We start from the raw sequence: 25,270 nt of genomic DNA, 5'->3' as shown, positions 1-25,270 counted from the left end.
CTAATGTTTCATGGAGTCCATTTCGTCCACGTTGCCGGTTCCTTTATTGCGGTACAGGGCGATCAGGATCGCGACGCCTACAGCCGCTTCCGCCGCAGCGACCGTGATGGTAAACAAGGAAAAAATCTGACCGGTCAGCGCAGGCTGTGCGCCCATTTTGGCGAACGCGACCAGGTTCAGGTTCACGGCATTGAGCATAAGTTCGATGGAGAGGAGGACGATGACGCCGTTCTTCTTGGACAAAGCCCCGTACAATCCGATACAGAACAAAATGGCGGCCAGGGTCAGATAAGGAGTCACTACACTCGTCACGTTAATCCTCCTCTCTTTTGGCAACGACAATCGCCCCGATAAAAGCGACCGTCAGCAGCACGGACATAATTTCGAACGGAATGACGTACTCGTTGTACAGCAGTTTTCCGATCTCAAGCGTATTGTCCTGTCCGGTTTGAAGAGAGCCCGAGGCCGAAGGAAAGGTTGTATTTTGAATCGCGTAAAAGAGGATGCCGAAGAGTCCCAGTGACCCGGCCCCGAGCAAAATCTTTTGGACCGGACCGCTTTTGGCCCTCTCTTCCGCCCGGTGGTTGGTCATCATAATCCCGAATATCATCAGGATCGAGATAGCTCCGGCATAGATCAGAATTTGGACGAAACCGACAAACTCCGCCTCCAGCAGTACGTATAATCCCGCCAGACTCACGAAAGTGAAGGCAACGGACAGCACCATATGAACGACTTTCGTGAACGTGATCATATAGATGGCGCCCCCGATCGCACAGATGGCAAACAGAAGGAACCACCAGTTCTCGCCTTCCGACAAAAAGCTTCCCAGGCCGCTAAACATCTTTCTTCGCGCCTCCTTTGGGAAGGGCGGAATTGTTTTCTTTACGCACCAGCGTATTGTTGTCCGCAAGCCATTTCATATCTTTAAACAGCTCGTCACGGCTGTAGGCGCTCAATTCAAAGTGATTGGTCATCACAATCGCTTCGGTAGGACAAACTTCCGTGCAAAGATCGCAAAGGATGCAAATTTCAAAATTGATATCGTAGGTATCGATAATTTTCCCTTTCTTATCGGGATCGGGATTCGGCTTCCCTGTCAGGGTGATACACTCCGTGGGACATACTTTCGCGCACATATTGCAGACAATACATTTATCGGGTTCGAAATGCTGAATTCCCCGGAACCGGTCCGGCATTTGCAGGGGTACGTCGGGATAAGCGTAAGTCACTTTTTTCTGGGTCATCGTTTTGAGCGTTACGCCTAATCCTTTGATAAGACCTTTCACTGGCCCTCTCCTCCTTTTACGACTTCATAGAATGGCGGCGGCCGCCTTATCCGGTAAGCCCCATATAGAGAGCGGTTATAAAAATATTCAGCAGCGCCAAAGGAAGAAGAACCTTCCAGCCGAGCCCCATCAGCTGATCGATCCGGATTCGGGGCAAAGTCGCTCGGATCCAGAAAAAGAAGAAAACGATGAACGAGAATTTAAGCAGAAACCAGACAATGCCCGGAACAAAAGCGAGGAAAGCAAAAGGAGCGTGCCATCCGCCCAGGAATAGTACGGTAGTCAAGGAAGCGATAGCGAATACGTACACGTACTCCGCAAGCATGAAGAAAGCGAAACGGAAGCCGCTGTATTCCACGTGATAGCCGGCTACAAGCTCAGATTCGGCTTCGGGCAGGTCAAACGGGGTGCGGTTCAGCTCGGACACGCCCGCAATGACGAAGACGATAAAACCGATGATCTGGGGGAGGAAGTTCCAGTTCCAGAAATTATCTCCCTGGGCTTCCACGATTTTATGAAGGTTCAAGGTTCCGGTCATCATGATGACCCCGATCACGGAAATGACGAGAGGAACTTCGTAGCTGATCATTTGAGCCGCTGACCGCATGCCTCCGAGCAGAGCGTACTTGTTGTTGGACGCCCATCCGCCGAGAATCATGCCCAGTGTTGAGATGCCGGACAGCGCCACGTAATAAAGGAGGCCGACATCAAGATCGGCATGAATGAGATTCGCCGTGAACGGAATCGTCGCCACTACGACGAAAGCCGGGACAAACGTAAGCACAGGCGCCAGAATGAACAGTTCCCGGTCCGCTTTGCGCGGAATGGTATCTTCCTTGATAAGCAGTTTGAACACGTCAGCGACCGTTTGAAGCAGTCCCAGAGGGCCTACCCGGTTAGGGCCGTATCTTCCCTGCATCCAGCCGATGACTTTACGCTCGAAGTAGATGGCATAGGTAACAAACCCCAGGATGATCAGAAGCAGCACAACGCCGTAAGCCGCGAAAATAAGCCCGGTCGTCCATGTCAGCGGTTGTCCGACCAAATCCAGCATCAGCCGTCCACCTCCCCTACAACGATATCGATTCCGCCGAGAATAGTAATGAGGTTGGTCATGGTCTCCCCGACCAGCAGCTTAGGCAAAATTTGAAGATTAACAAAGGAGGGCCGCCGGAACTTCAGCCGGAACGGCTCGGGACGCCCTTTGGACATGATAAAACAGCCGATTTCCCCCCTCGGTGATTCGATCGGTGCATAAATATCGCCTTCGGGCGGCTTAATGACCCGGGGAGCTTTTCCCATCGTTTCGCCTTCCGGAATCTGATCCAGCGCCTGCTCAATGATACGCAGAGATTGAACGATTTCTTCAAGCCGAAGGAGATAACGGTCATAGCAATCGCCATTGCTTCCCACCGGCACGTCAAAATCGAAGCGGTCATAAATGCAGTAAGGCTGATCCTTACGCAAGTCCCATTTCACTCCGGTACAGCGCAGATTCGCCCCGCTTAATCCGTAAGCGATGGCCGTGTCGGCATCGTAGCGGCCTACGCCTTTGATCCGCGCCAGAAATATTTCATTTCCGCTGACAAGACGGTCGTACTCTTCCAGCTTACTCTTCATGTAAGGGATAAATGCCCGGATTTTGTCCAGCCATCCTTCCGGGGCATCCCATTTGACGCCGCCGACACGCATATAATTATAAGTAAGCCTGGCACCGCACAGCTCATTGAAAAAGTCGATAATCATTTCCCGGTCGCGGAACGCATAAAGAAACGGACTCATCGCCCCGATATCCAGCAAATAAGTTCCCCACCAGACGAGATGACTGGCAATCCGCTGGAGCTCCATAACCAGAATGCGCATATATTCGGCTCTTTCTGGTATTTGCAGACCCAGCATCCGTTCGACCGCATTGACCAGCACATAATTGTTTGTCATGGCCGAAACGTAGTCCATCCGGTCCGTATATGGGATGATTTGAGTGTAATTGAGATTTTCCGCAAGCTTCTCGGTGCCGCGGTGCAGGTAGCCCATAACCGGGATTGCCTCCCGGATAATCTCTCCGTCCAGCTTCACGATGATCCGGAATACCCCGTGGGTACTCGGATGCTGAGGCCCTACGTTAAGCAGCAGTTCTTCTGTCCGTAACAAAACGCTACACCTCCGGGTCGTACGCTTCGTAATCTTTGCGCAGCGGGTGGCCTACCCACTCGTCCGGCATCATGATGCGCGTCAGGTTGGGATGGCCGGGAAAATCAATGCCCAGCAGGTCATAAATTTCCCGCTCGTTCCAGTCCGCGGTCGGCCATACGGAAGCTACGGAGGGAACCGACGGAGCTTCCCGCTCTGTGCGCACGCGGACCCCGTATTCTTGGCGCAGCGGGATAGAGAGCAGATGGTAAACCACTTCCAGCTGGTTTCCGAGATCTACTCCGCTCACGCTGCGCAGGTAGCCGCACTGCAGACTCCTCGTGCTGCAGAAAAACCTCCGCGGCACGCACCCAGTGCTCGCCGCGGATAACCACGAAGGGACGGTGGCCGTCAATCTCGTTGATGAATGCTTCATCAACGGCATCCCCGGCCACCTCTCCCTTCAGGATCTCGACCAGCCGGTCCAGCAGTGGCTGGTTCGGGGACGGCGGCTTCGGCGGGGCATCTTCCGCCGGAGCCGCGGTTTTGGCGGCGCGGGCAGCCGCCCGGGCTGCGCGGGCTTCGGCGGCGGCTTTCGCTTTGTCGCCGCCGTCTACAGCCGCTGTCCCTTCCGTCGGGACAGCGCCGTTGGCCGCGGCGGCAGGAGCGGGGCCGCCGGCTTCATCGGCAGCGGCGCTTCGCGCTGCCGCACGGTTTGCGTCCGTGCGCTGCGCAGCATCGGACGCCGGGGTCTCCGGCACCGGTCCGCCGGTGCCCGCCTCCGAGGCGCTCGGCTCGGACGAACCGGCCTCAGGCGCCGCCCCGGCTTCCGCTGATCCTGTGCCTTCCGGACTTATATGTACTTCCTTATTTTCTTTTCCCGACAAAATTCCTTGTTTTTCCTTATATTCAATTGTATTCGCTTCCAATAATTCATGTGATTTTGTCGATTTTGATCGAATATCGGCTTCCTGAGGATTTGGCTTTTCCTTATCGGTCACAGGTTCGTCACCTGCTTTCCGGTTTTCGCCTCATAACGGATTTTCTCCTGAAGCTTATTGATTCCATAAATTAATGCCGCCGGGTTCGGTGGACAGCCCGGAATATACACATCGACGGGAACAACCTGATCGACACCTTTTACAACCGCATAAGATTTTACGTACGGACCGCCTGCCGTAGCGCAGGAACCCATCGCGATAACCCACTTCGGTTCCGGCATCTGATCATACAGACGACGCAGCAGCGGAGCCATTTTCTTGGTTACCGTACCGGCCACGATCATTACATCGGATTGACGGGGAGATGTCCTGAAAATGACGCCAAAACGATCCAAATCATAATGTGACGCGCCCGTACCCATCATTTCGATGGCACAGCAGGCAAGACCGAAAGTGAGCGGCCACAGGGAGTTGCTCCTTGCCCAGGCTTTGACCTGCTCCAGAGTTGTCATAAACACGTTGCGATCCAGCTCGGCACGATCCTCCGGAGTGATCGACTCTAAATTGAAGTCCATTGCAGCACCTTCTTCTTCCAAGCATAGAGTAATCCGACACCGAGAAGCAGAACGAAAATACACATTTCCACCAGTGCAAACAGCCCCAGCTTGTTATATGCCACGGCCCACGGATACAAAAATACGGTTTCCACATCGAAAATGACAAACATCAAGGCGAAAAGATAATACCGGATATTGAACCTGACCTGACCTTCCCCTACCGGCTCATTTCCGCTTTCGTAAGTGGTTGCTTTGTCTTCGTTCGGCTTGTTCGGTCTAAGCCATCTGCCGATCGTAAGAGCTGCAACCGGAAGCAAGATGCCGAGTGCGACGAAAATGGCTACGATCACATACTTTACCGTGTACATCTGCCTGAAACCGCCTCCATTTTCATAAGAAATCTTGAATCATCTCATAAAATTTGGTAATGTAATGACTTTCCAATTATAGCATACGCTCAAAAAATGTGTCTAATGAAATGATTTTAGATGTAAGCGTATTCTTTTGTGGAAAATAAAAAACAGAAGACGCGTTAAACGTCCTCTGTTTCTACTTGCTTATTTTTGCTCGTAAACCCCGATCCGGTTCAACGCCCGTTTAAGGGAAAGCTCGGCGCGCTGGAAATCAGCCTCGTCTTTCTTACCCGATAAACGTTTCTCGGCGCGTTCCTTCGCATACTTCGCACGTTCGATGTCAATGTCGCCAGGCAGTTCCGCACTTTCCGCCAGGATGACAACCTTATCTTTGCGCACTTCCATGAAACCGCCGTTCAAAGCGACGATATCTTGTTTGCCATTCTCAAGCTTGATCGTGGCAGGTGCGATTTTCAATGGTGTCACAAACGGAATGTGGTTCGGAAGAATGCCAAGTTGGCCTTCGATGCCGTCGACACTTACCATGTGAACATTCTGGGTATATACGATGCGCTCCGGAGTTACGATTTCCAAAAGGAAAGTACTCACGCTCATTCCTCCCCAGAACTTTCGCTAGAAAGTTCGTTCGCTTCGTAAGCTTTTCACCTTGTCCAAGAGAGGGGCTCTGTAAGAGATCCTCTCTCCGACCCGGATCAAACCCGGGAAAGCAGGCAAACGCCCGCATGACCCGATTGCTTATACCATCGTTCTTGCCTTTTCAACGGCCTCATCAATCGAACCCACGTTAACGAAAGCTGCTTCCGGCAGGTCGTCATGCTTGCCGTCAAGCAGTTCTCTGAAGCTGCGCACGGTTTCTTTAACCGGGCAGTAGAGACCTGGCATACCGTTAAACGCTTCGGCAACGTGGAGCGGTTGGGACAGGAAGCGTTCAACGCGTCTTGCGCGGTTAACGGCAATCTTGTCATCCTCGCTCAACTCGTCCATACCGAGGATCGCGATAATATCTTGAAGTTCTTTGTAACGCTGAAGCAGACGCTTAACGCCTTGTGCCACTTCATAATGCTCTTCGCCTACTACCTGAGGAGTCAGGATACGGGAAGAGGAAGCGAGCGGATCAACGGCCGGGAAGATACCTTTAGCGGCAATGGAACGCTCGAGGTTAGTCGTTGCGTCCAAGTGGGCAAACGCAGTTGCCGGAGCCGGGTCAGTATAGTCATCCGCCGGTACGTAGATCGCTTGAATCGACGTTACGGAACCTTTGGTCGTGGAAGTAATACGCTCTTGAAGTTGACCCATTTCGGTTGCCAGCGTAGGCTGGTAACCTACCGCGGACGGCATACGTCCGAGAAGGGCGGATACTTCGGAGCCCGCTTGTGTGAAACGGAAGATGTTGTCGACGAACAGAAGTACGTCACGGCCTTCCACATCACGGAAATACTCGGCCATAGTCAAACCGGAAAGAGCAACACGCAGACGCGCGCCTGGAGGTTCGTTCATTTGACCGAACACCATTGCGGTCTTAGCGATAACGCCGGAATCACTCATCTCATGATAAAGGTCGTTACCTTCACGTGTTCTTTCACCTACGCCTGCAAATACGGAGATACCGCCATGCTCCTGCGCGATGTTATGAATAAGCTCTTGCATGGTTACGGTTTTACCTACACCCGCACCACCGAAGAGACCGATCTTTCCGCCCTTCATGTAAGGAGCAAGAAGGTCGATAACCTTGATACCCGTTTCCAGGATTTCAGCTTGAGTCGTCAGGTTGACATACTCGGGAGCTTGCTTGTGAATCGGGGATGTCAGGGTACGGTCCGCAGGACCTTTACCGTCGATCGGATCGCCCAGTACGTTGTATACGCGACCCAGCGTAGCAGGACCGACCGGTACGGAGATAGCGGCACCCGTATCGATGGCTGCCATTCCGCGTACGAGACCGTCCGTGGAAGACATGGCTACACAGCGTACTTGGTTGTCGCCAAGGTGTACGGCAACTTCAACTGTCACTTCGCTGTTTTCTTGATCAGCGGATTGAGCAGTTTTTTGAATTTTAATGGCATTCAGAATCTCGGGCAGATGTCCACGTTCGAACTCGATGTCGACAACCGGTCCCAAGACCTGAACAACACGTCCTTTGCTCATTGTATTTCCCTCCTGTACTCAAATGCTTAGTTCCGCACTGCGCATTAGTTCAATGCGTTGGCACCAGCAACAATCTCCGAGATTTCCTGGGTAATTGCCGCCTGACGTGCACGGTTGTAGGAAAGTGTAAGCTCTGCAATCATCTTCGTCGCATTCTTCGTCGCGCTACCCATAGCGGTCATACGCGCGCCGAATTCGCTCGCTTTGCTTTCCAGCACGGCGCTGAAAATGACCGTTTCCGCATACTTCGGAAGCAGTACTTCCAGAACGCCTTCGGCGGAGGGCTCATATTCGTAGGAAGAGACAGCGCTGCTGCCGGACTCCGGCTGCTCGAGCGGCAGCAGTTTTTTCTCAACCGGCGTTTGCGTAATTGCGTTATGGAACTGGTTGTAATAGACGTACAGCTCGTCGTAATTGCCGTCGATGAAGTTCTGCACAGCGGACGAAGCAAGCTGCTTGATATCGGCGAACGTCGGAGAATCGCTAAGGCCTGTGACTTCGTCAAAGACCGGGATGTTTCTCCGCTTGAAGAAATCTCTGCCTTTGCGGCCGACAACGAAAACCGCATATTCATCCGTAGATTTATGGCGTTCACGAATAGCGTTTAACGCCTTCCGAAGCACGTTGGCGTTAAAACCGCCAGCGAGTCCGCGGTCAGAAGTCAAAACCAGATATCCCGTACGTTTGACTTTACGAACCTGGAGCATCGGATGCTGAACGCCTTTCGAGCCTGCAGCCACACTAAACACCACTTCGCGGATCTTATCCGCATAAGGACGTGAAGCCTCCGCATTGGTTTGAGCGCGCTTCAGCTTGGAAGCCGCGACCATCTCCATTGCTTTAGTGATCTGCATTGAGCTTTGTTTGCTCTTAATCTGACGCTTAATCTCGCGTATACCCTTAGCCATACCGTTTCACCCCCTGCAGCTTGATTATGGAATCGCAAATTCTCATAATTATTCGGATACCGAGAATCCTTTGAGGAATGTCTCGATAGCTGCAACCAGCGCTTTTTCCGTGTCGGAAGTAAGGTCCTTCGTGTCACGGATGGAGCTGGCGATTTCCGGTTTGTTGGCATCGAGGTATGCAAGGAATTCTTTTTCGTAACGGGTAATGTCTTTAACCGGCAGTTCGTCCAGGAAGCCTTTAGTAGCGGCATAGATGCTGATAACCTGTTTTTCGAAAGGCATCGGCTCGTTAATACCCTGCTTCAGGATTTCCAGTGTACGCTCACCGCGGTTCAGACGGGAAACCGTTGCTTTATCAAGGTCGGAACCGAACTGCGAGAAGGCAGCCAATTCGCGATATTGGGCAAGGTCAGTCTTCAGGGTACCGGCAACTTTCTTCATAGCCTTCACTTGAGCGGAGCTACCTACACGGGATACGGAGATACCCACGTTGATGGCCGGACGCTGACCGGAATAGAACAGGTCGGATTCAAGGAAGATTTGACCGTCCGTAATGGAAATTACGTTGGTCGGAATGTACGCCGATACGTCACTCGCTTGAGTTTCGATGAATGGAAGCGCCGTGATGGAGCCTCCGCCCAGCTCGTCGTTCAGCTTGGCTGCACGCTCAAGCAAACGGGAGTGAAGGTAGAATACGTCACCCGGATATGCCTCACGGCCCGGAGGACGACGGAGAAGCAGGGAAAGCTCACGGTAAGCGGCAGCTTGTTTGGACAGATCGTCATAAACGATCAGGACGTGCTCGCCTTTGTACATGAAGTATTCGCCCATTGCGCAACCCGAATAAGGAGCCAGGAAGAGCAGTGGAGCCGGTTCGGATGCACTCGCGGTTACGACGATCGTATAGTCGAGAGCGCCGTTGCGGCGGAGTGTATCCACTACGTTGGAAACGGTGGATTGCTTCTGACCGATGGCAACGTAGATACATTTCACGCCATTGCCTTTTTGGTTGATGATCGTATCGATGGCAATCGCCGTTTTACCGGTTTGACGGTCACCGATGATCAACTCACGCTGGCCGCGGCCGATCGGTACAAGCGCGTCAATCGCCTTGATACCGGTCTGCATAGGCTCGTGTACGGATTTACGTGCCATAACGCCAGGAGCCGCGGATTCAACCGGACGGTAGCCGGAAGCTTCGATCGGTCCTTTGCCGTCAATCGGCATACCCAGTGCGTTAACAACGCGTCCGAGCAGCGCTTCGCCTACAGGCACCTGCATGATGCGGCCTGTACGCTTAACTTGGTCACCTTCGCGGATTTCCGAGTACGGTCCGAGAATGATGATACCCACATTGTTTTCTTCCAGGTTCTGCGCCATGCCCACAACGCCGTTGGCGAACTCGAGAAGCTCACCGGCCATGACGTTCTCCAAGCCGTGCACACGAGCGATACCGTCACCGATAGTGATAACCGTACCGACTTCAACGACTTGCAGATCTGCTGTATAATTTTCGATTTGCTGCTTAATCAGCGTGCTGATTTCATCAGGTCTGATACTCAACGAACCTCACCCCTATCTACATTGCTTGAGCTTGTTTCAGCGATTTATCCAAACGTTCGAGTTTGCCAGCCAAACTGCCGTCGTATAGACGGTCACCGATCCGAACAGTAATGCCGCCAAGCAAGCTCGGGTCGACTACCGTCTGTACACGAATTTGTTTGCCGGTCATACGGCTAAAGTTGTCTGCAATTTCCTTGACTTGTACTTCAGACAGCGGCAGGGCGGTATGGATCGTTGCGTCTGCCTGGCCAAGCGACTCGTTGGAAATCTGAACAAAGTCGGACAGTACAATAGGAAGCAGGGATTGCCGTCTTCTATCGATCAGGAGTTTAATCGTATTCATAACGAGCGGAGAAATCCGATCCGCAAAGATGTTCGACAATAGCTGACGTTTCGCAGGCACGTCGATATTCGGATGATCCAGAACGCTGCGCAGTTCCGCATGATCCTGGATCGTCTGAACAATCTCGGTCAGTTCAGTTTCGACTTGAGCGACCGTGTTCTGCTCCTTCGCAGCTTCAAAAAGTGCTTTCGCATATCTTTTCGCTACCACGATGTCACTCATTTAGATCCCCCTACCTCATTCAGGTAATGGTTCACCAATTCTTCCTGTGACTTTTCGTCAACTTGCTTTTCAATAATTTTAGAAGCGATCATAACGGACATGGCGCTAACTTGACCGCGCAGTGCTGCAACCGCTTTGTTTTTCTCGCTTTCGATCTCGCGTACCGCTTCTTCCTTCACGCGGTCCGCTTCGCTTTTCGCTTTATCGACGATTTCTTCGGCTTGCTTGGAGCTCGTCAATTTAGCTTGCTCGATCATTTGGTAAGCTTCTTTGCGTGCCTCTTGAATTACCTGCTTCTGTTCTTCGAGCATTTGCTCGGCTTGAACACGACTTGCGTCAGCAGAGTTCATCTGGTCGGCAATCAGCTTTCTGCGCTCTTCCATCGTTGCGAGCAACGGACCGAAGGCGTATTTGCTGAGCAGCCAGTATAGAATTCCGAACGCGACGAGCGCGAATACGAACGATTCCCAATTCCAAGACATTCGAGTCACTCCTTTCCGTAACTGTGTGCTGGGGCGATTCTTCAAGAACCTAATTCATAGCGAAGGCGCGGATGGCTCAGGCCTTCCCCGCCCAACCGAGGCTATGCGAATTAGCTGAAGAAAATCAGGAAGCCCAGAACGACACCGATAATCGGAACAACCTCGACGATACCAACACCGATAAACATAGTTGTTTGCAGTGTACCGCGAAGTTCAGGTTGACGAGCGATACCTTCTACTGTCTTGCTTACGATCAGACCGTTACCAATACCAGCGCCAAGTGCGCCCAAACCGATTGCTAATGCTGCTGCCAGGAATTCCATGAAAAATTTCCTCCTCAGAAAATAGGTTTTGTACCTGTAATGTGTATATGGATCCCACGCCTTGCGGAAGCCGCGCAGAGCTTGCTAAACGCAGCTGAGCCGATCATTTAGTGATCTTCATGATGAACGGTAGCTTGGGAAATGTAAACCATGGTAAGGATGGTGAACAAGAATGCCTGGATGGCACCTACGAAGATACTGAAGCCCTGCCAAACGGCGAGCAGCGGTATCCCTACAACACCCAGCATCATAATGGTGGAGATCAGAACCTCACCCGCAAAGATGTTCGCGAACAAACGAAGAGCAAGCGTCAACGGCTTGGAAAGCTCTTTAATGATGTTCAGCGGCAGGAAGAACCAGAACGGCTCAAAGTAGTGCTTAAGATAATGCTTTGTGTTCTGTGTCAAACCGAGTGTATTCGTCATCACAAACACCATCAGGGCGAGTGCGGACGTTACGGAAAGGTCGGCTGTCGGTGATTTCCACCAAGCCACAGAAGCATGCTTACCTGCTTCCTCCAGCTCATGAATACGGGCATCCGTCAAGACCTGCTGACCGAATAGCGTAAATCCATGATGATGGTCGGTTACGATACCGAACGGAAGACCGAGAAGGTTGGAGACAAAGATAAACATGATTAAGGTTAATCCTAACGAAATGTAGGACTTTGCCTTACTGAGCGGCATCGTACTCGCAATGGTGTTATGAACGAACTCAACGACCCATTCCATAAAGTTTTGCAATTTGGAAGGTTTGTCGACGGACAGGTTCCGCACGGACAGAAGAGCCAGGACTAACACAACCACGCAGGATACGATAATCGCCAAAAAGGTTGAAATGTCAATATCGATACCATTTTCGAAGTGTAGCACGGGAAACTCATGCATTTTCCAATTTCACCCCTTTCCATGCATTACGGTTTGTGTGGACGACTCAAAATGCCGACTAGCAAAAGTATAAATGGAACCAAAAAGCAACCAATAATGGTTGAGGCGATATCAAGGTGTTGTGGAAATTTAAGCGCAATCATAACGGCAAGGAGCACTGTGGCCAAACGGCTTAAAAATCCGAGACTCATACGCTGTGCGCCCCGCTCCGCAACGGTTTTGCCGATCAAATCGACTCTGCGCTGAAGGAGCAAAGCATTGATGCCGCTTGCAACCGCACCCACTGATAATCCTGCGGCTACCGTACGTACGGAAGGGACAAGCGCCCAGACCAGTAAACATGCGGCGAGAAGCAGAAGTGCGATACGCATAGCTTTCTTGAGCAGGTCATTCATCGGGTTCCTCCAGAAACTTCTTAAGCAGCATGATAACCGAAGCGATCCCCGCGAAGAGACCTAGCATCACGCCTGCTACTATCCAGCTTCTCGGACCGCCAAAACGCTGGACTGCGAAGTTCGCGGCGAAGTAGCCGATCAGTGTACAGATAGCGATATCAAGCCCGAGAGCGCCTACAAGGCCGGCAGCCCTCCAAGGATTATCGCGGTTTCCTTTGTTTTTCATGGCTTTGACCCCTATCAATCCTCATATATTGTATCGGAGCAAAGTCTACTTTGTCAATTCGTATAAAATCAAACATTTCGTGAACAGTGCTGCCGAAATCCCTTATATATCAAGGGATTTCGGCATTTAAAACCAAACAGTGGAACTGTACAGTGTGACCTTTGTCATTGCATCGTCACAATGTCGAACGAGTTGGGCTAAAAAGAGTCGGGTTTTTCCGTTTTATAGCCGAAATGGTGAAGGATTCCCTGCACGATTCTGCGGGAAGCCTGTCCGTCTCCATAAGGGTTCGCAGCGTCTTTCATGCGATCATACGTTTGCGGATCGGTGAGCAAAGCGCGTGCACGCTCGTAAACTTTCTGCCCGTCTGTACCGACCATTTCCAGGTTACCGGTTTCCACACCTTCGGGACGCTCCGTAGTGTCACGAAGAACCAAAGTAGGAATACCGAAAGACGGAGCTTCTTCCTGCATACCGCCGGAGTCTGTCAAAATCATGTAAGTATGAGGATAAATATTATGGAACTCGAACACGTCGAGCGGATCGATCAGTTTAATTCTCGGGTGGTTGCCCAGAATTTCATAAGCCGGTTCCTTAACGGCCGGGCTCGGATGAACCGGGTACACGATCGCGACATCCTCGAATTCGTCCGCTATGCGCTTGACCGCGTTGAAGATCTGGCGGTGCGGCTCTCCCTGCGCTTCTCTGCGGTGGGCCGTCATCAGAATGAGACGCTTGCCTTCCGCCCAGTCCAGAACCGGATGATGGAAATCCTTCTTCACGGTGTACTGGAATACGTCCGTTACGGTGTTGCCGGTAACATAAATCGTGTCTTCCGATTTATTCTCCCTGCGCAGGTTGTCTGCCGACAAACGGGTTGGAGCAAAGTGAAGATCCGCCAGAACGCCCGTCAGCTGACGGTTCATCTCTTCCGGATACGGCGACATCTTGTTCCAGGTCCGCAGGCCCGCTTCCACATGGCCGACTTTGATCTGCTGCAGGAAGGCCGAATAGCTCGCCAAGAAAGTCGTCAGCGTATCGCCATGCACCAGAATCAGGTCCGGCTTCGCTTCGCGGAAAACAGGTTCCAGACCTTGAAGAACCCGGATGGTGACTTCGTTGAGTGTTTGACGGTCCTTCATGACGTTGAGGTCAAAATCTGGCTGGATATTGAACAACTCAAGCACCTGATCCAGCATTTGGCGATGCTGGGCCGTCACGGCAACGAGTGATTCAATCTGCTCCGGATGCTTCTGAAGCTCCAAAATAAGCGGAGCCATCTTGATGGCTTCCGGTCTTGTACCGAAAATCGTAATGACTTTCAACCTTTTCATGAACGTACGTCCCCCCAAATTACTTATTTCGTACCGAATAACCGGTCGCCCGCGTCTCCCAGACCGGGAATGATGTAACCGTGATCGTTCAAATAATCGTCGATAGCGGCTACATAGATGTCAATGTCCGGATGCTCTTTCTGGACGGCTTCGATACCTTCCGGAGCGGCGATCAGGCACATCAGCTTGATTTGTACGCATCCGCGGTTTTTCAAAGCGGTGATAGCCAGGTTAGCGGAACCGCCCGTCGCCAGCATCGGATCCACGACGATCAATTCTCTTTCCTGTACATCTGTGGGTAATTTCACATAATACTCGACAGGTTGAAGCGTTTCGGGGTCACGATACAGTCCGATATGACCTACTTTCGCGGCGGGAATCAGGTTCAGAATCCCGTCCACCATGCCGAGCCCTGCGCGAAGAATCGGAATAATTCCGAGCATGCGACCGGAAATAATCCGGCAGTCCGCGGTCGCTACAGGCGTTTTGACCTGGATATTCTCCAGCTGGATATTACGCGTAATCTCGTACGCCATCAAAGTGGCGACTTCATCCACCAATTCACGGAAATCCTTGGTTTTCGTATTTACGTCTCTTATGTATGTGAGTTTGTGCTGAATCAAGGGGTGGTCGCAAATGAACACCTTACTCATAGTATTCCTCCCGAATATCGATCTGGCTGATCTGGATGTCTTTCCGACTTTCCACAAACCTCGTCCATTATATCATATGTCTGTTTATATATCCTCCCCAAAAAGCACACTCTCTTATGACAAGAATCTGCTTTTGTATGAACGATCCGTCTACTTTTTTTCATAAAAAAAGGAACCCTCTGCGGGTTCCCGGATTCACTGACCACCTGCCGGTAAAGCAGGCCTATTTATAAGGAAGAATTAATATTCCAATCCCGTGTAAAGCGGGAATTTGGAAGTAACGTCTTTGACGAGTTCACGGGCTTGGTCGTGAACGGCGGAATCGCTCGGATTTTTAAGCGTAAGGGCGATAATCTTGGCGATTTGCTTCATGGCTTCCGTATCCATTCCACGGGAAGTCGCCGCAGGCGTGCCGATACGAATACCGCTTGTTACGAAAGGACTCGTCGGATCGAACGGAATCGCGTTCTTATTGACGGTTACGCCGACTTCGTCAAGCAGATGCTCGGCGTCTTTACCCGTGATGTTCAGGCTGCGCAGGTCGATCAAGATCAAGTGATTGTCCGTGCCGCCGGAAACGAGATCGATTCCTTCGGCCGTCAAACCTTCTGCCAGCGCTTTGGCGTTGTCGATAACGTTCTTTCCGTATGTTTTGAAGTCGGCTTGCAGAGCTTCACCCAGCGCAACGGCTTTGGCCGCGATGATATGCATCAGCGGTCCGCCTTGGGAACCCGGGAATACGGCTTTATCGATGGCTGCGGCCCAAGGCTTGCGGCACAGGATCAAACCGCCACGCGGTCCGCGAAGCGTTTTGTGAGTCGTCGTCGTGACAAAGTGGGCATGCGGAACCGGATTCGGGTGCAGACCTGCCGCAACAAGACCGGCGATATGAGCCATGTCGACCATGAACAGGGCGCCCACTTCGTTCGCGATTTGACCGAGCTTCTCGAAATCAATGATGCGCGGATAAGCACTCGCCCCTGCAACGATCAGGCGGGGTCTGTGTTTGAACGCCGCTTTACGGACATCATCATAATCGATACGGGAATTCTTCTCGCTTACTCCGTAAGCTACGAAGTTATAGAGAATGCCGGACGCGTTGACGGGGCTGCCGTGTGTCAAGTGTCCGCCGTGCGCCAGGTTCATACCCAGAACGGTGTCGCCCGGTTTCAGCGCGGCCAGGTAAACGGCCATATTCGCTTGAGCGCCGGAGTGAGGCTGTACATTGGCATGCTCGGCCCCGAAAAGTTCTTTCGCACGGTCACGTGCGATATCTTCGACGATATCGACGTACTCGCAGCCGCCGTAATAACGCTTGGACGGATAGCCTTCCGCGTATTTGTTCGTCAGCACGGTGCCCATAGCTTCCAGAACCGCCTGGCTCACAAAGTTTTCGGAAGCGATCAGCTCGATTTTATCGCGTTGACGGCCAAGCTCCAGGTTCATAGCCTCAACGATTTTCGGGTCCTGTTTACGCAAAAATTCTACCATCTATAACAACCTCCCATGGATTTAAAATCACAACCAGTTTCGCTTTGTACGTGCCGCGATAAACGGCGGGTTAATCCCCCGCATCGCGGCTTCAGGTCATTACTCACAGGTGCCGCTGTCTTCAAGGCCTCCCGAAACCCTGCCGGCAGGCGCGCCGGCACCGGCGAATACGGGAATGCCCGGACTTTCCGGCACCGCTTCGTACACGGCCCGCTGTCCGCCGATCAGCTTCGGACGCGTGTAGGCCATCGTCACGTGTGCCTCGCCCACCTGCTTCACAGGCGGACGCACAGGGACGGCAACCCGGCGGAGGTGCATCCCGATCAGGGTGTCACCGATGTCGATGCCCGCATGGGCGGCGATCTCTTCCACGACGCATGCGCGTTTCAGGTGCCGGTAAGCATGGGCGGCCATCGAGCCGCCGGCCTTGGGCACCGGCACCACATTCACCGGCTCCAGCCGGGGGTCTTGCTCCACCAGCGCTTCTTCGACGACAAGCGCGCGGTTTAAATGCTCGCAACACTGGAAGGCGAGCCGCAGCCCGTATTCTTGCGCCACCCGGACCGCGGCGTCAAAAATGCGCTCGGCCGCTTCCGGCGTGCCGGACGTGCCGATTCTCTGGCCCCGCACCTCACTCGTCGAGGTACCGAAAACGACGATCTGGCCGCGCTTCAAGCCGCCGGCTTCGATCAGCGCCCGGAAATTGGCCTCGACCGCAGGCCCTATTCCGTCCAGCCAGGCTTTCTCTCCGTCATTCATACGATCACCTCCATTTAAAATAGAGTTCCTTACGGATGAATCGTATTCTTCTCTTCGAGCAGCTTCACTTTCTTCAGGCGGTTCTCATGACGTTCACCGTGCGAAAACTCCGTCTCGATCCAGATCTTGACGATTTCCTGTGCTACGCCGGGTCCGATTACACGCTCTCCCATAGCAAGCACATTCGTGTCGTTGTGCTCCCGGGTTGCCTTCGCGGAGAACATATCGTGCACAAGCGCACAGCGGATGCCGGGCATTTTGTTGGCGGCGATGGTCATGCCGATGCCTGTACCGCAAATCAGAATGCCTTTGTCCGCCTGTCCGTTAAGCACCATATCGCAAACGGGGACGGCGTAATCCGGATAATCGACCGATTGTTCACAGTTGCAGCCGACATCCTTCACTTCGTGACCTAACGATTCCAGGTAAGGAACAATAACATCTTTAAGCCGGTATCCGGCGTGATCGGCGCCAATTGTAATTTTCATTGAAAAGCCCTCCTCGGGTGGGAATAAACTGCGTCTGGCTCTATTATAACCCAAACCGATCAACCGGAGAAAAAAACCGGCAAATTCCGACTTTACCTGCACCTGTGTAACCGTTAGAAGACAATGAAAAAAAGAGCATGACACGCGTGTAAATACGCATGTACTGCTCTTTTGCCCAGGCGACCGGCCGTATACCCCGATGCTCCACTGTGGTTACACCCACTCGTCGCCAGTTACATCAGGTCTTCTTTTATGCCCCTATCTTACCGTATTCCCGCAAAACTGTAAAGCCGCTAAAAAATGAAGATTTTGTTAGCCCGGTGAGAGAAACCACGGCCATCGGGTTCATTCATCGGCTTTCCTTTATCTTTCCAACCAATTTAACGAGCGCTTCTTCGATTTCCTCCGCCGTGTGCCGGTAAAGCTCCAGCGAACCGCCGTAAGGATCGGAGATATCATAATCCGGGAGCCGTTTTTCCAGATACTTAAGCCGCGTTCTCTCTTCTATCGTGATTTCCTGGGAAAGGGCCTGCTTAACCTGCAATTCGGCGATCAGCTTCTCCCACTCCGCGGCGGCTGTCGTGACCTCGGAATCGTCTTCTACAAACTCTTTTAATGTATGTGTTTTATCCGCCGCTTGCGGGAACCGCTGAATTACGGCGCGTTTATGATCTTGTGTCATCGTTAAGATGAGATCGGCCCAATCCACGTCCGCGGATCTGAGAAGACTGGAGCTGATAGAAGCTTCACAGCCTTTTTCACGCAAAACGGAGGAAGATTGCCGGGAAATCGGGCTGCCGTCGGAAGCAAAAACCCCTGCAGAACGGATCTGGACTTCCAGGTTTTCCTCCCGGGCCATATGGCGCAGAATCCCTTCAGCCAGCGGGCTGCGGCATGTGTTTCCGGTACAGACAAAAAGGATCTGTTTCACGTTCCGTCTACCTCCCTACAGAGTATTCGAACGGGTTCATTCCGCTCTCTATTATTGTACCGCTTTTTTTGAAATCAGGAAAACTTACAATAAAAATTTCAGACCGAACAGCAGTAAAATCAGACCGCCCAGCGCTTCGCCGTATTCACCGATCCAGCTTCCCACACGGCGTCCGAGCATAAGCCCCAGAATCGACATACCTCCGCCCAGCAGCCCGAAAAGCAGGACCGTCAAAACTACATCCGTCGCGAAAATGCCCAGTGAAACCCCGACCGAAAAAGAATCCACGCTTACGCTTAGCGCAAACAGAATCATTCCCCAAAAGGTACGATGATCGAAAGCCGGGGAATCGTCTCCCCGGAAGGAGCTGTAAATCATATGGGAGCCGAGCAGGATGAGCAGACCGCCTCCGGCCGCCACGGCAACCTGTCCGAGCAAAGCGCCGAGATAATGGCCCGCATACATGCCGAGCAGCGGCATGAGGATATGGAAGAGACCGATGACGATGCTGATTTTAAGAATATGCAGCAGGCGTATTCCTCTCATTCCGATTCCGATTCCTAAAGAAAACGCGTCAAAACCCAGCGCAATGGCCATGATGAAGATCGTCAGCAGTTGGCCCCATACGAAAGGTGACACGCCCGCCAGTGCCGCCATTGGTATTTCCCCCTGTCCACTTTTTCTCTCTCAAGATATGCGGACAAACCGGGAAACATGCTACGGACTTGTACCTGACGCCATGGGTAAAGGCTGCTGCTTTCGTGATAAGTATTCGTGTGGAAAAGGATACTGGCTTCCCGGAATTTTTATGCCCTTGCGATACGCCGTTATACGGCGTATTCCCCCTCTGCCTGTATGAATCCAACAGTCCGGAAAGCGTCCCGCGTGCCACAATGCCTCTTCGGCCGCTTAAACGCGGGTAACTTCTTGACCCGCGGCTTTCAGCAGCCGGTTCATAACGGCACGGCCTATTCCCTTGTCGGGACAACCTTCCGCGAGGATATACGTCGTCCCCTCGCGGTCGAACTGCCGCAGCGCGGCATACAGCCCGCGCGCGATCGTCTCCGGCTCGGCCAGTGAGCCGGAGGAGACGACAGCGTCCGCGTGATGCAGACCGCGGCGCTCGTCATAGGTGAGCACCCCCGTGCGCTCACCGCGAGCTTTGGCGGCGTCAAGGTCACGCCGCATCCACTCGGCGACGGCCTGCGGATCGTCGCCCAGCACCACGCGCATGCTCCCCTTCGGGGCGTAATGCGCATACTTCATGCCGGGAGCCCGCGGCGTCCCGGCCGGTTCCCCGGTGCGCACAGGCTCGCGCACCGGCACGTCCGGCAGCGCCTCGCGCAGCTGCTCGGCCGTAACCCCGCCGGGGCGGAGGATGTATACCGCCCCGGACGCCCACTCCACGACGGTCGACTCTACGCCGACGCCCGTCGGGCCGCCGTCGACGATGCCGCCGATTCGTCCGCCGAGATCCTCGGCGACGTGTTCCGCCATCGTCGGGCTGGGACGCCCCGAGCTGTTCGCGCTCGGGGCCGCTACCGGGCAGCCTGCGGCGCGCAGCAGTGCCAGGGCGACCGGATGGTCGGGGATGCGGACCCCGACGGTAGACAGCCCCGCCGTCACCAGCGGGGATACCGCGCCCGCGCGGACCGGCACGATGACGGTCAGGGGACCGGGCCAGAAGGCATCCATAAGTCTGAGCAGGGGCTCGGCCGGTGCTCCATCCACGAACGCGTCCATTTGGGAACGGTCCGCGATGTGGACGATCAGCGGATTGTCCGAAGGACGCCCCTTGGCCCGATAGATGCCTTCGACCGCAGCGGAATCGGTCGCATCCGCTCCCAAGCCGTACACCGTTTCGGTCGGAAACGCTACGGTTTCTCCCTGGATGAGAAGACCGGCCGCTTCGGCAATCGCCTCACCCGCTTGTCCGGATCCGGTCTCCGTGTCCGCTTCATTGTAAATCTGCCATAGTTTAGTCGTTGTCAAAGCTGCTCACCCTTACTGGTTTCCGAAATTTATCTGAACAGATTCAGAAAGAATCCGATGATACCTTGAAGCAGTTCCCACAGAAAAAATTTCACTTCCGTATCTCCGCTTGCGGCCTCATCCGCAGCTGCCCCTTCGGCGGGAGCGTTCGCCGTTTTTTTCTGCGTGCCAGCCGTCTTAGCTTCACCAGAGGATTTCCCTTCAGCTCCGTCTTCAGCAGGAGACGCCTGGGCAACGGCCTCACCCGACACACCGTCTACAAAGCAAAGCGGGGGAAAAATTACACACCACCAGTTCTGCCCTTTCCCTTCTCCGAGAGACACGCGCAGAGCTTCGTAATTCCCCGCCGGATAAACCCGGCTGCCGTACATTTTGGTCGGAAACGGGACTTGTCCGAGCTCTACTGTGTAAGGAATACTTCCAAGACCTCGGGACACAAGCGTGTCGCGGACGACCTTTTCCAGAACCGGAAGGTTCCGCTGCACAATTTGCCTCGCCTCATCTATGGAGTGCGGCCCCGTAACCCACTCGTTCATCTGAGCGATGATGGCGTCCCGCACCTGCCGCTTGACGGCTTGATCCTCCGGCTTATCGGAGTTGGCCAGTATACGAAGACGGATCGACTGATCCGGGATAGCTCCCTCCGCCAGAGCCGCGTTCGAGCGCGTGCTTTCCCAGCTCATCATCATGATGGCAAGAGCGAAAAACGTATAAAATAAATGCTTGTATGATTTACGAATGACCATAATGAATCCCTCCCGTTTGCCGGAAAAACAGCGACAGCTTCGAAGCCCTTCTCTGTTTCTTCCTCTGTAACGGTTAGTATGGTCAAAAGGTAAATCTTTTAAACTACTAATCTATGATTTTTTTCACGTGGAACAATTTCGTGTGGAACATATAAACCGGCCGGAAAAGCGGCCGTTTAAAGCAGCAACCATAGCAGCAGACTCGGATTTCCGGAGCTGTCGAGCGTGAGTGCCAAACATGCTGATAGGTTTTAAAAAGTGTCCTTCTCTAGATGCGAGGTTTATAGATTGCCGGTTCGGGGAAGGGTAATAGCAAAACCTGTTTCGGAGACGGCAAACGTGAACTCTTACTCTTTTGGGCCTGCCGGACCGGCCACCCCAGTTCCGACTAAAGCCAAACAGGGGGTATCGGCAGTCACTTTACATGTGTTGATGCAGCAGTCTTCGAAAACGGATGTTCGCAGCCCCTTCCAATTAGCAGCAGTACTATCAGCCAGCGTGGTATGCCCTGCTCAGTTACTATAAGGGATTGGGCTTTCGGTTGAATCGGCAGCATCTTCAGCCGTGCAGCCCTTTCCGTTTTTTTCGAGACCCCAACCACTCGTCAGAGCTGGGCTTCCCGGCGGTCAATCGTTATTTATGGCTATGACATGCCGGTCGATGCCGGCCAAGTCTTTCACGAAGCGGATCTCGCTCCACTCTCCCGCTGCGCGCAGCAGCTCCGCCACGGCCTCCGCCTGGTGGATGCCGACTTCCAGCCCGACCAGTCTAGGCTGTTTCGGCAGCAGCGGGATCTGTCTGGCCAGCCGCCGGTACAGATCCAGTCCGTCCTCGCCCCCGAACAGCGCGAGATGCGGCTCATAGTCGCGCACCTCCGGCTGCAGCGACGGCGAGTCCCCCGCCGGAATGTACGGCGGGTTCGAAACCAGAATGTCGACGGGCAGCTCCCGTTCGATGCAGGGCAGGAGCAAATCGCCCTCGTAGAAGGCGATCCGCTCCCCTACGCCGCACCGTCCGGCGTTGCCCTTGGCGACCTCCAGCGCCTCCGGCGAGAGGTCGCATGCCGCGGCGCGCCATTCGGGGCGCGCATGCAGCAGGCTCACCGGGATAGCTCCGCTCCCGGTGCCGATATCCGCAAGGAGCGGAGCGCCTTGCGGGAACAAGCGCGAGCCCTCGCGGAGGATTTCCTCCACGAGGAGCTCGGTTTCGGGACGCGGGATCAGTACCGCGTCCGTGACCCGGAGCGTCAGGCCGTAGAATTCCTGCTCGCCGGTAATGTACTGTACCGGCTCACCGGCGGCCTTACGCTCCACAACCTCGACCCACTGCTCCGCATGCGCAGCGGGAAACGGCTCTTCCAGCCGGAAGAAGAACTCCGTCCGGCTCAGCCTCAGCATGTGCTGAAGCAGAATCTCCGCACAGATCGCCGCGTCCTGGATTTGCCGCTCTTTGAAAAAAGAAGAAGCCTGGGAATAGGCTTCTCGGATTGACATGCCGGCTTGATAAATCAGCCTGTTCATGATGATTTTATTGCTCCCCTTTTTCAAGAAGCTCGGCCTGCGCCGTCATAGTCAGAGCATTGACGATTTCGTCCATATCTCCGTTCAAAATAGTATCCAGCTTGTGAAGCGTAAGACCGATGCGGTGGTCCGTTACGCGGCTTTGCGGGAAGTTGTAGGTCCGGATGCGCTCGCTGCGGTCACCCGTGCCGACCTTGCTCTTCCGCTCCCCGGCGTACTTCGCTTCTTCTTCCTGACGTTTTACATCGTAAATGCGCGCGCGCAGAACCTGCAGCGCCTTCGCCTTGTTATCGTTCTGAGACTTGCCGTCCTGGCAGGTCGCCATAATGCCTGTCGGCACGTGCAGAACCCGAACCGCGGACTTCGTCGTATTAACGGACTGCCCGCCCGCTCCGCTGGAGCAGAACGTATCGACCCGGATATCGCTGTCCTTGATGTCGATGTCGATCTCTTCCATTTCCGGCATAACGCCGACCGTGGAAGTGGACGTATGAATACGGCCGCCCGATTCCGTTACCGGAATGCGCTGAACACGGTGCGCGCCGCTTTCGTACTTCATTTTGCTGTAAGCGCCCTTGCCGTTAATCATAAAAATAATCTCTTTGAATCCGCCAAGGTCGTTCAGGTTCGCTTCCAGCACTTCGGTTTTCCAGCCTTGGGCATCCGCGTACTTGGAGTACATGCGGTACAGGTCTCCCGCAAACAGGGCTGCCTCGTCACCGCCGGCCGCGCCGCGGATCTCCACGATCACGTTCTTGTCATCGTTAGGATCTTTAGGCAGCATGAGCACAGTCAGACGCTCTTCCAGCTCGTCTTTGCGGCCGGACAGTTCCTCGATCTCCATTTTCACGAGGTCGCGCATTTCGTCATCGAGTTTCTCAGCCTGCATGGCTTTCGCCGCATCCAGTTGTTCCAGCACGTCTTTGTATTCTACATAAGCATCGTAGGCTTCTTGTAGGTCGGATTGTTCTTTGGAGAATTCCCGGAGCTTCTTCGTATCGCTCGTCACATCCGGGTCACAGAGCAGCTCGCTCAGTTTCTCATAGCGATCCGCCAGAGCCTGCAAACGATCCAGCATTTGGACCACTCCTTACCATAATGTCAAAATAATCAGAGCTTTGCGCCGTTTTTGCAAACAGCCTAAACCCCGAACGCCCCCCGCCAGCCGCCAGGATAGTTTACGTAAGGGACCGGTCAACCGTTCGAGGATTTCCTTACCACCGAGCGTTGTACATCCTTATTTTCTATATAACACCGTAACAAGCTAAGGAAACGTCCGTCTAACGGCCGCTCCCTAAACGTTGAAACGGAAGTGCATGACGTCGCCGTCCTGCACGATATATTCTTTGCCTTCGAGACGAAGCTGGCCTTTTTCTTTAGCCGCGTTCATCGAGCCTGTTGCGGTCAAATCTTCATATGAAACCACTTCAGCCCGGATAAAACCGCGCTCGAAGTCCGTATGAATGACGGCCGCTGCCTGAGGAGCTTTCGTTCCTTTACGGATGGTCCACGCTCTTACTTCCTGGACGCCGGCCGTGAAGTAGGTGTAGAGACCGAGCAGCTTGTAAGCCGCTTTGATCAGACGGTCAAGACCCGACTCCTGCAAACCGAGCTCTTCCAGGAACATTTCTTTGTCTTCGCCTTCAAGCTCGGCGATTTCGGATTCAACTTTCGCGCTGATAGCCACAACCTCCGCGCCTTCTTGAGCCGCAAACTCGCGGACCTTCTGCACGTAAGGGTTGTTGTCGCCATCCGCCACTTCCGCTTCGCTCACGTTGGCGGCATAAAGAACAGGTTTCATCGTCAGCAGATGAAGGTCGCGCACAAGCAGACGCTCCTCGTCCGTCAGCTCTACGCTGCGGGCCGGCTGGTCGTTATACAGAGCTTCCTTGATCTTCTCGAAGCATTCCACTTCTGCGGCATACTGCTTGTTGCCGCCTTTCATATTTTTGCGCGAACGGTCAATGCGCTTCTCCACGGAATCCAGATCCGCCAGAATCAGTTCCAGGTTAATCGTCTCGATATCGGAGATCGGATCGACTTTGCCGGACACGTGGGTAATGTTCTCGTCCACAAAACAGCGGACGACATGCACAATTGCATCCACTTCGCGAATGTTTGCCAAAAATTTATTGCCAAGGCCTTCGCCTTTGCTCGCGCCTTTAACCAGACCTGCAATATCCACGAATTCAAACGCAGTCGGCACGATCCGGTTCGGATTCACAATATCGGCCAGTTTCTGCAATCTTTCGTCAGGCACCTCAACTACACCGACGTTCGGATCAATCGTGCAGAAAGGATAGTTTGCGGATTCAGCACCCGCTTGTGTAATCGCGTTAAATAGCGTCGATTTTCCTACGTTCGGTAGCCCGACGATTCCTGCTTTCAAAGCCATGTATGTGACACTCCTTGGTTCTCAAATTGAAAAAATGCACCATATTCTATTATAAACCATTCGTCAAGGGGTTACAATTTGCTTATTTGGGCGGAATTAAAGCCGGGAGCGGCAACTCTATATAAATGAAATCATGCATTCGGGGAAAATTGCGGAGTATTGGGTCACATTCTATT

Annotated in this window: 30 protein-coding genes and 1 riboswitch; all 30 genes read right to left on the bottom strand. The window is 53.4% G+C overall.

Annotated features, from left to right (window positions below; all coding sequences use genetic code 11):
- Positions 1-312, bottom strand: a complete 312-nt coding sequence (gene nuoK, locus ABC395_RS00355; RefSeq protein ID WP_103996910.1) for an NADH-quinone oxidoreductase subunit NuoK — start codon at positions 310-312, stop codon at positions 1-3.
- Between the two features lies 1 nt (position 313).
- The gene (locus tag ABC395_RS00350) at positions 314-844 is read right to left on the bottom strand and encodes an NADH-quinone oxidoreductase subunit J (protein WP_413000120.1); all 531 of its coding nucleotides are present in this window, start codon (positions 842-844) and stop codon (positions 314-316) included.
- Positions 837-1,289, bottom strand: coding sequence for an NADH-quinone oxidoreductase subunit NuoI (gene nuoI, locus ABC395_RS00345; RefSeq protein ID WP_413000119.1), 453 nt, complete (start codon positions 1,287-1,289; stop codon positions 837-839). Before nuoI ends, ABC395_RS00350 begins: the two co-directional genes overlap by 8 nt.
- Positions 1,290-1,335: 46 nt before the next feature.
- Positions 1,336-2,343 carry an NADH-quinone oxidoreductase subunit NuoH gene (gene nuoH / locus ABC395_RS00340; RefSeq protein ID WP_413000118.1) on the bottom strand — a complete coding sequence of 336 codons (1,008 nt, stop codon included), beginning with the start codon at positions 2,341-2,343 and terminating at the stop codon, positions 1,336-1,338.
- Positions 2,343-3,440, bottom strand: a complete 1,098-nt coding sequence (locus ABC395_RS00335; protein ID WP_413000117.1) for an NADH-quinone oxidoreductase subunit D — start codon at positions 3,438-3,440, stop codon at positions 2,343-2,345. The genes nuoH and ABC395_RS00335 overlap by 1 nt, the downstream gene beginning before the upstream one ends.
- A gap of 4 nt (positions 3,441-3,444) precedes the next feature.
- Positions 3,445-3,855 (bottom strand): NADH-quinone oxidoreductase subunit C, encoded by a 411-nt coding sequence (locus tag ABC395_RS00330; RefSeq protein WP_413000116.1) that lies wholly within the window; start codon positions 3,853-3,855, stop codon positions 3,445-3,447.
- A 561-nt stretch (positions 3,856-4,416) separates the two neighbouring features.
- Positions 4,417-4,935, bottom strand: a complete 519-nt coding sequence (locus ABC395_RS00325) for a NuoB/complex I 20 kDa subunit family protein (protein WP_009676983.1) — start codon at positions 4,933-4,935, stop codon at positions 4,417-4,419.
- On the bottom strand, positions 4,920-5,285 hold the full coding sequence (locus ABC395_RS00320; RefSeq protein WP_103996915.1) for an NADH-quinone oxidoreductase subunit A: 366 nt from the start codon (positions 5,283-5,285) through the stop codon (positions 4,920-4,922). The genes ABC395_RS00325 and ABC395_RS00320 overlap by 16 nt, the downstream gene beginning before the upstream one ends.
- A 189-nt stretch (positions 5,286-5,474) precedes the next feature.
- Positions 5,475-5,879, bottom strand: coding sequence for a F0F1 ATP synthase subunit epsilon (locus ABC395_RS00315; RefSeq protein WP_413000115.1), 405 nt, complete (start codon positions 5,877-5,879; stop codon positions 5,475-5,477).
- Between the two features lie 147 nt (positions 5,880-6,026).
- Entirely contained in the window at positions 6,027-7,436 is a 1,410-nt protein-coding gene (gene atpD, locus ABC395_RS00310; protein WP_413000114.1) for a F0F1 ATP synthase subunit beta, read from the bottom strand.
- A 44-nt stretch (positions 7,437-7,480) separates the two neighbouring features.
- A complete protein-coding gene (gene atpG / locus ABC395_RS00305; protein ID WP_413000113.1) occupies positions 7,481-8,344 on the bottom strand; it encodes an ATP synthase F1 subunit gamma in 864 nt (287 codons plus the stop codon).
- A 48-nt stretch (positions 8,345-8,392) separates the two neighbouring features.
- Positions 8,393-9,907 carry a F0F1 ATP synthase subunit alpha gene (atpA, locus tag ABC395_RS00300; protein WP_413000112.1) on the bottom strand — a complete coding sequence of 505 codons (1,515 nt, stop codon included), beginning with the start codon at positions 9,905-9,907 and terminating at the stop codon, positions 8,393-8,395.
- A 16-nt stretch (positions 9,908-9,923) separates the two neighbouring features.
- Positions 9,924-10,472 carry a F0F1 ATP synthase subunit delta gene (locus ABC395_RS00295; RefSeq protein ID WP_413000111.1) on the bottom strand — a complete coding sequence of 183 codons (549 nt, stop codon included), beginning with the start codon at positions 10,470-10,472 and terminating at the stop codon, positions 9,924-9,926.
- On the bottom strand, positions 10,469-10,954 hold the full coding sequence (gene atpF, locus ABC395_RS00290; protein ID WP_042233891.1) for a F0F1 ATP synthase subunit B: 486 nt from the start codon (positions 10,952-10,954) through the stop codon (positions 10,469-10,471). Before atpF ends, ABC395_RS00295 begins: the two co-directional genes overlap by 4 nt.
- Before the next feature lie 110 nt (positions 10,955-11,064).
- Complete coding sequence (gene atpE / locus ABC395_RS00285) at positions 11,065-11,277, bottom strand: F0F1 ATP synthase subunit C (RefSeq protein ID WP_068777401.1); 213 nt, start codon at positions 11,275-11,277, stop codon at positions 11,065-11,067.
- 107 nt (positions 11,278-11,384) lie between these two features.
- On the bottom strand, positions 11,385-12,164 hold the full coding sequence (atpB, locus tag ABC395_RS00280) for a F0F1 ATP synthase subunit A (protein ID WP_103996921.1): 780 nt from the start codon (positions 12,162-12,164) through the stop codon (positions 11,385-11,387).
- Between the two features lie 26 nt (positions 12,165-12,190).
- On the bottom strand, positions 12,191-12,559 hold the full coding sequence (locus ABC395_RS00275) for an ATP synthase subunit I (RefSeq protein ID WP_103996922.1): 369 nt from the start codon (positions 12,557-12,559) through the stop codon (positions 12,191-12,193).
- Entirely contained in the window at positions 12,552-12,785 is a 234-nt protein-coding gene (locus tag ABC395_RS00270; protein WP_413000110.1) for an AtpZ/AtpI family protein, read from the bottom strand. Before ABC395_RS00270 ends, ABC395_RS00275 begins: the two co-directional genes overlap by 8 nt.
- A 197-nt stretch (positions 12,786-12,982) precedes the next feature.
- Positions 12,983-14,119 carry a non-hydrolyzing UDP-N-acetylglucosamine 2-epimerase gene (gene wecB, locus ABC395_RS00265; protein WP_413000109.1) on the bottom strand — a complete coding sequence of 379 codons (1,137 nt, stop codon included), beginning with the start codon at positions 14,117-14,119 and terminating at the stop codon, positions 12,983-12,985.
- Between the two features lie 23 nt (positions 14,120-14,142).
- Positions 14,143-14,772: a uracil phosphoribosyltransferase gene (gene upp, locus ABC395_RS00260; RefSeq protein WP_009676968.1), complete on the bottom strand. Its 630-nt coding sequence runs from the start codon at positions 14,770-14,772 to the stop codon at positions 14,143-14,145.
- A 240-nt stretch (positions 14,773-15,012) separates the two neighbouring features.
- A complete protein-coding gene (locus ABC395_RS00255; RefSeq protein WP_413000108.1) occupies positions 15,013-16,263 on the bottom strand; it encodes a serine hydroxymethyltransferase in 1,251 nt (416 codons plus the stop codon).
- A gap of 99 nt (positions 16,264-16,362) precedes the next feature.
- Complete coding sequence (locus tag ABC395_RS00250) at positions 16,363-17,022, bottom strand: TIGR01440 family protein (protein ID WP_413000107.1); 660 nt, start codon at positions 17,020-17,022, stop codon at positions 16,363-16,365.
- Between the two features lie 29 nt (positions 17,023-17,051).
- Complete coding sequence (gene rpiB / locus ABC395_RS00245) at positions 17,052-17,510, bottom strand: ribose 5-phosphate isomerase B (RefSeq protein ID WP_413000106.1); 459 nt, start codon at positions 17,508-17,510, stop codon at positions 17,052-17,054.
- A 166-nt stretch (positions 17,511-17,676) separates the two neighbouring features.
- Positions 17,677-17,757, bottom strand: a riboswitch (ZMP/ZTP riboswitch).
- Between the two features lie 102 nt (positions 17,758-17,859).
- Positions 17,860-18,441: a low molecular weight protein arginine phosphatase gene (locus ABC395_RS00240; protein WP_413000105.1), complete on the bottom strand. Its 582-nt coding sequence runs from the start codon at positions 18,439-18,441 to the stop codon at positions 17,860-17,862.
- A gap of 84 nt (positions 18,442-18,525) precedes the next feature.
- On the bottom strand, positions 18,526-19,098 hold the full coding sequence (locus tag ABC395_RS00235; protein WP_413000104.1) for a manganese efflux pump MntP: 573 nt from the start codon (positions 19,096-19,098) through the stop codon (positions 18,526-18,528).
- Positions 19,099-19,350: 252 nt separating this feature from the next.
- Complete coding sequence (locus ABC395_RS00230) at positions 19,351-20,433, bottom strand: L-threonylcarbamoyladenylate synthase (RefSeq protein WP_413000103.1); 1,083 nt, start codon at positions 20,431-20,433, stop codon at positions 19,351-19,353.
- A gap of 29 nt (positions 20,434-20,462) precedes the next feature.
- On the bottom strand, positions 20,463-21,179 hold the full coding sequence (gene spoIIR / locus ABC395_RS00225; RefSeq protein ID WP_413000102.1) for a stage II sporulation protein R: 717 nt from the start codon (positions 21,177-21,179) through the stop codon (positions 20,463-20,465).
- A 626-nt stretch (positions 21,180-21,805) separates the two neighbouring features.
- Positions 21,806-22,699 (bottom strand): peptide chain release factor N(5)-glutamine methyltransferase, encoded by an 894-nt coding sequence (prmC, locus tag ABC395_RS00220; RefSeq protein WP_413000101.1) that lies wholly within the window; start codon positions 22,697-22,699, stop codon positions 21,806-21,808.
- 7 nt (positions 22,700-22,706) lie between these two features.
- Entirely contained in the window at positions 22,707-23,777 is a 1,071-nt protein-coding gene (prfA, locus tag ABC395_RS00215) for a peptide chain release factor 1 (RefSeq protein ID WP_413000100.1), read from the bottom strand.
- Positions 23,778-23,993: 216 nt separating this feature from the next.
- Complete coding sequence (gene ychF, locus ABC395_RS00210) at positions 23,994-25,094, bottom strand: redox-regulated ATPase YchF (RefSeq protein ID WP_413000099.1); 1,101 nt, start codon at positions 25,092-25,094, stop codon at positions 23,994-23,996.
- Positions 25,095-25,270 lie beyond the last annotated feature (176 nt).

Source organism: Paenibacillus canaveralius, from assembly GCF_047238265.1.
In the GTDB taxonomy this organism is placed as follows: Bacteria; Bacillota; Bacilli; order Paenibacillales; family NBRC-103111; genus Paenibacillus_F.
The sequence above is the reverse complement of the archived record's forward strand: the minus strand, read 5'-3'. Positions and strand labels throughout refer to the sequence as shown.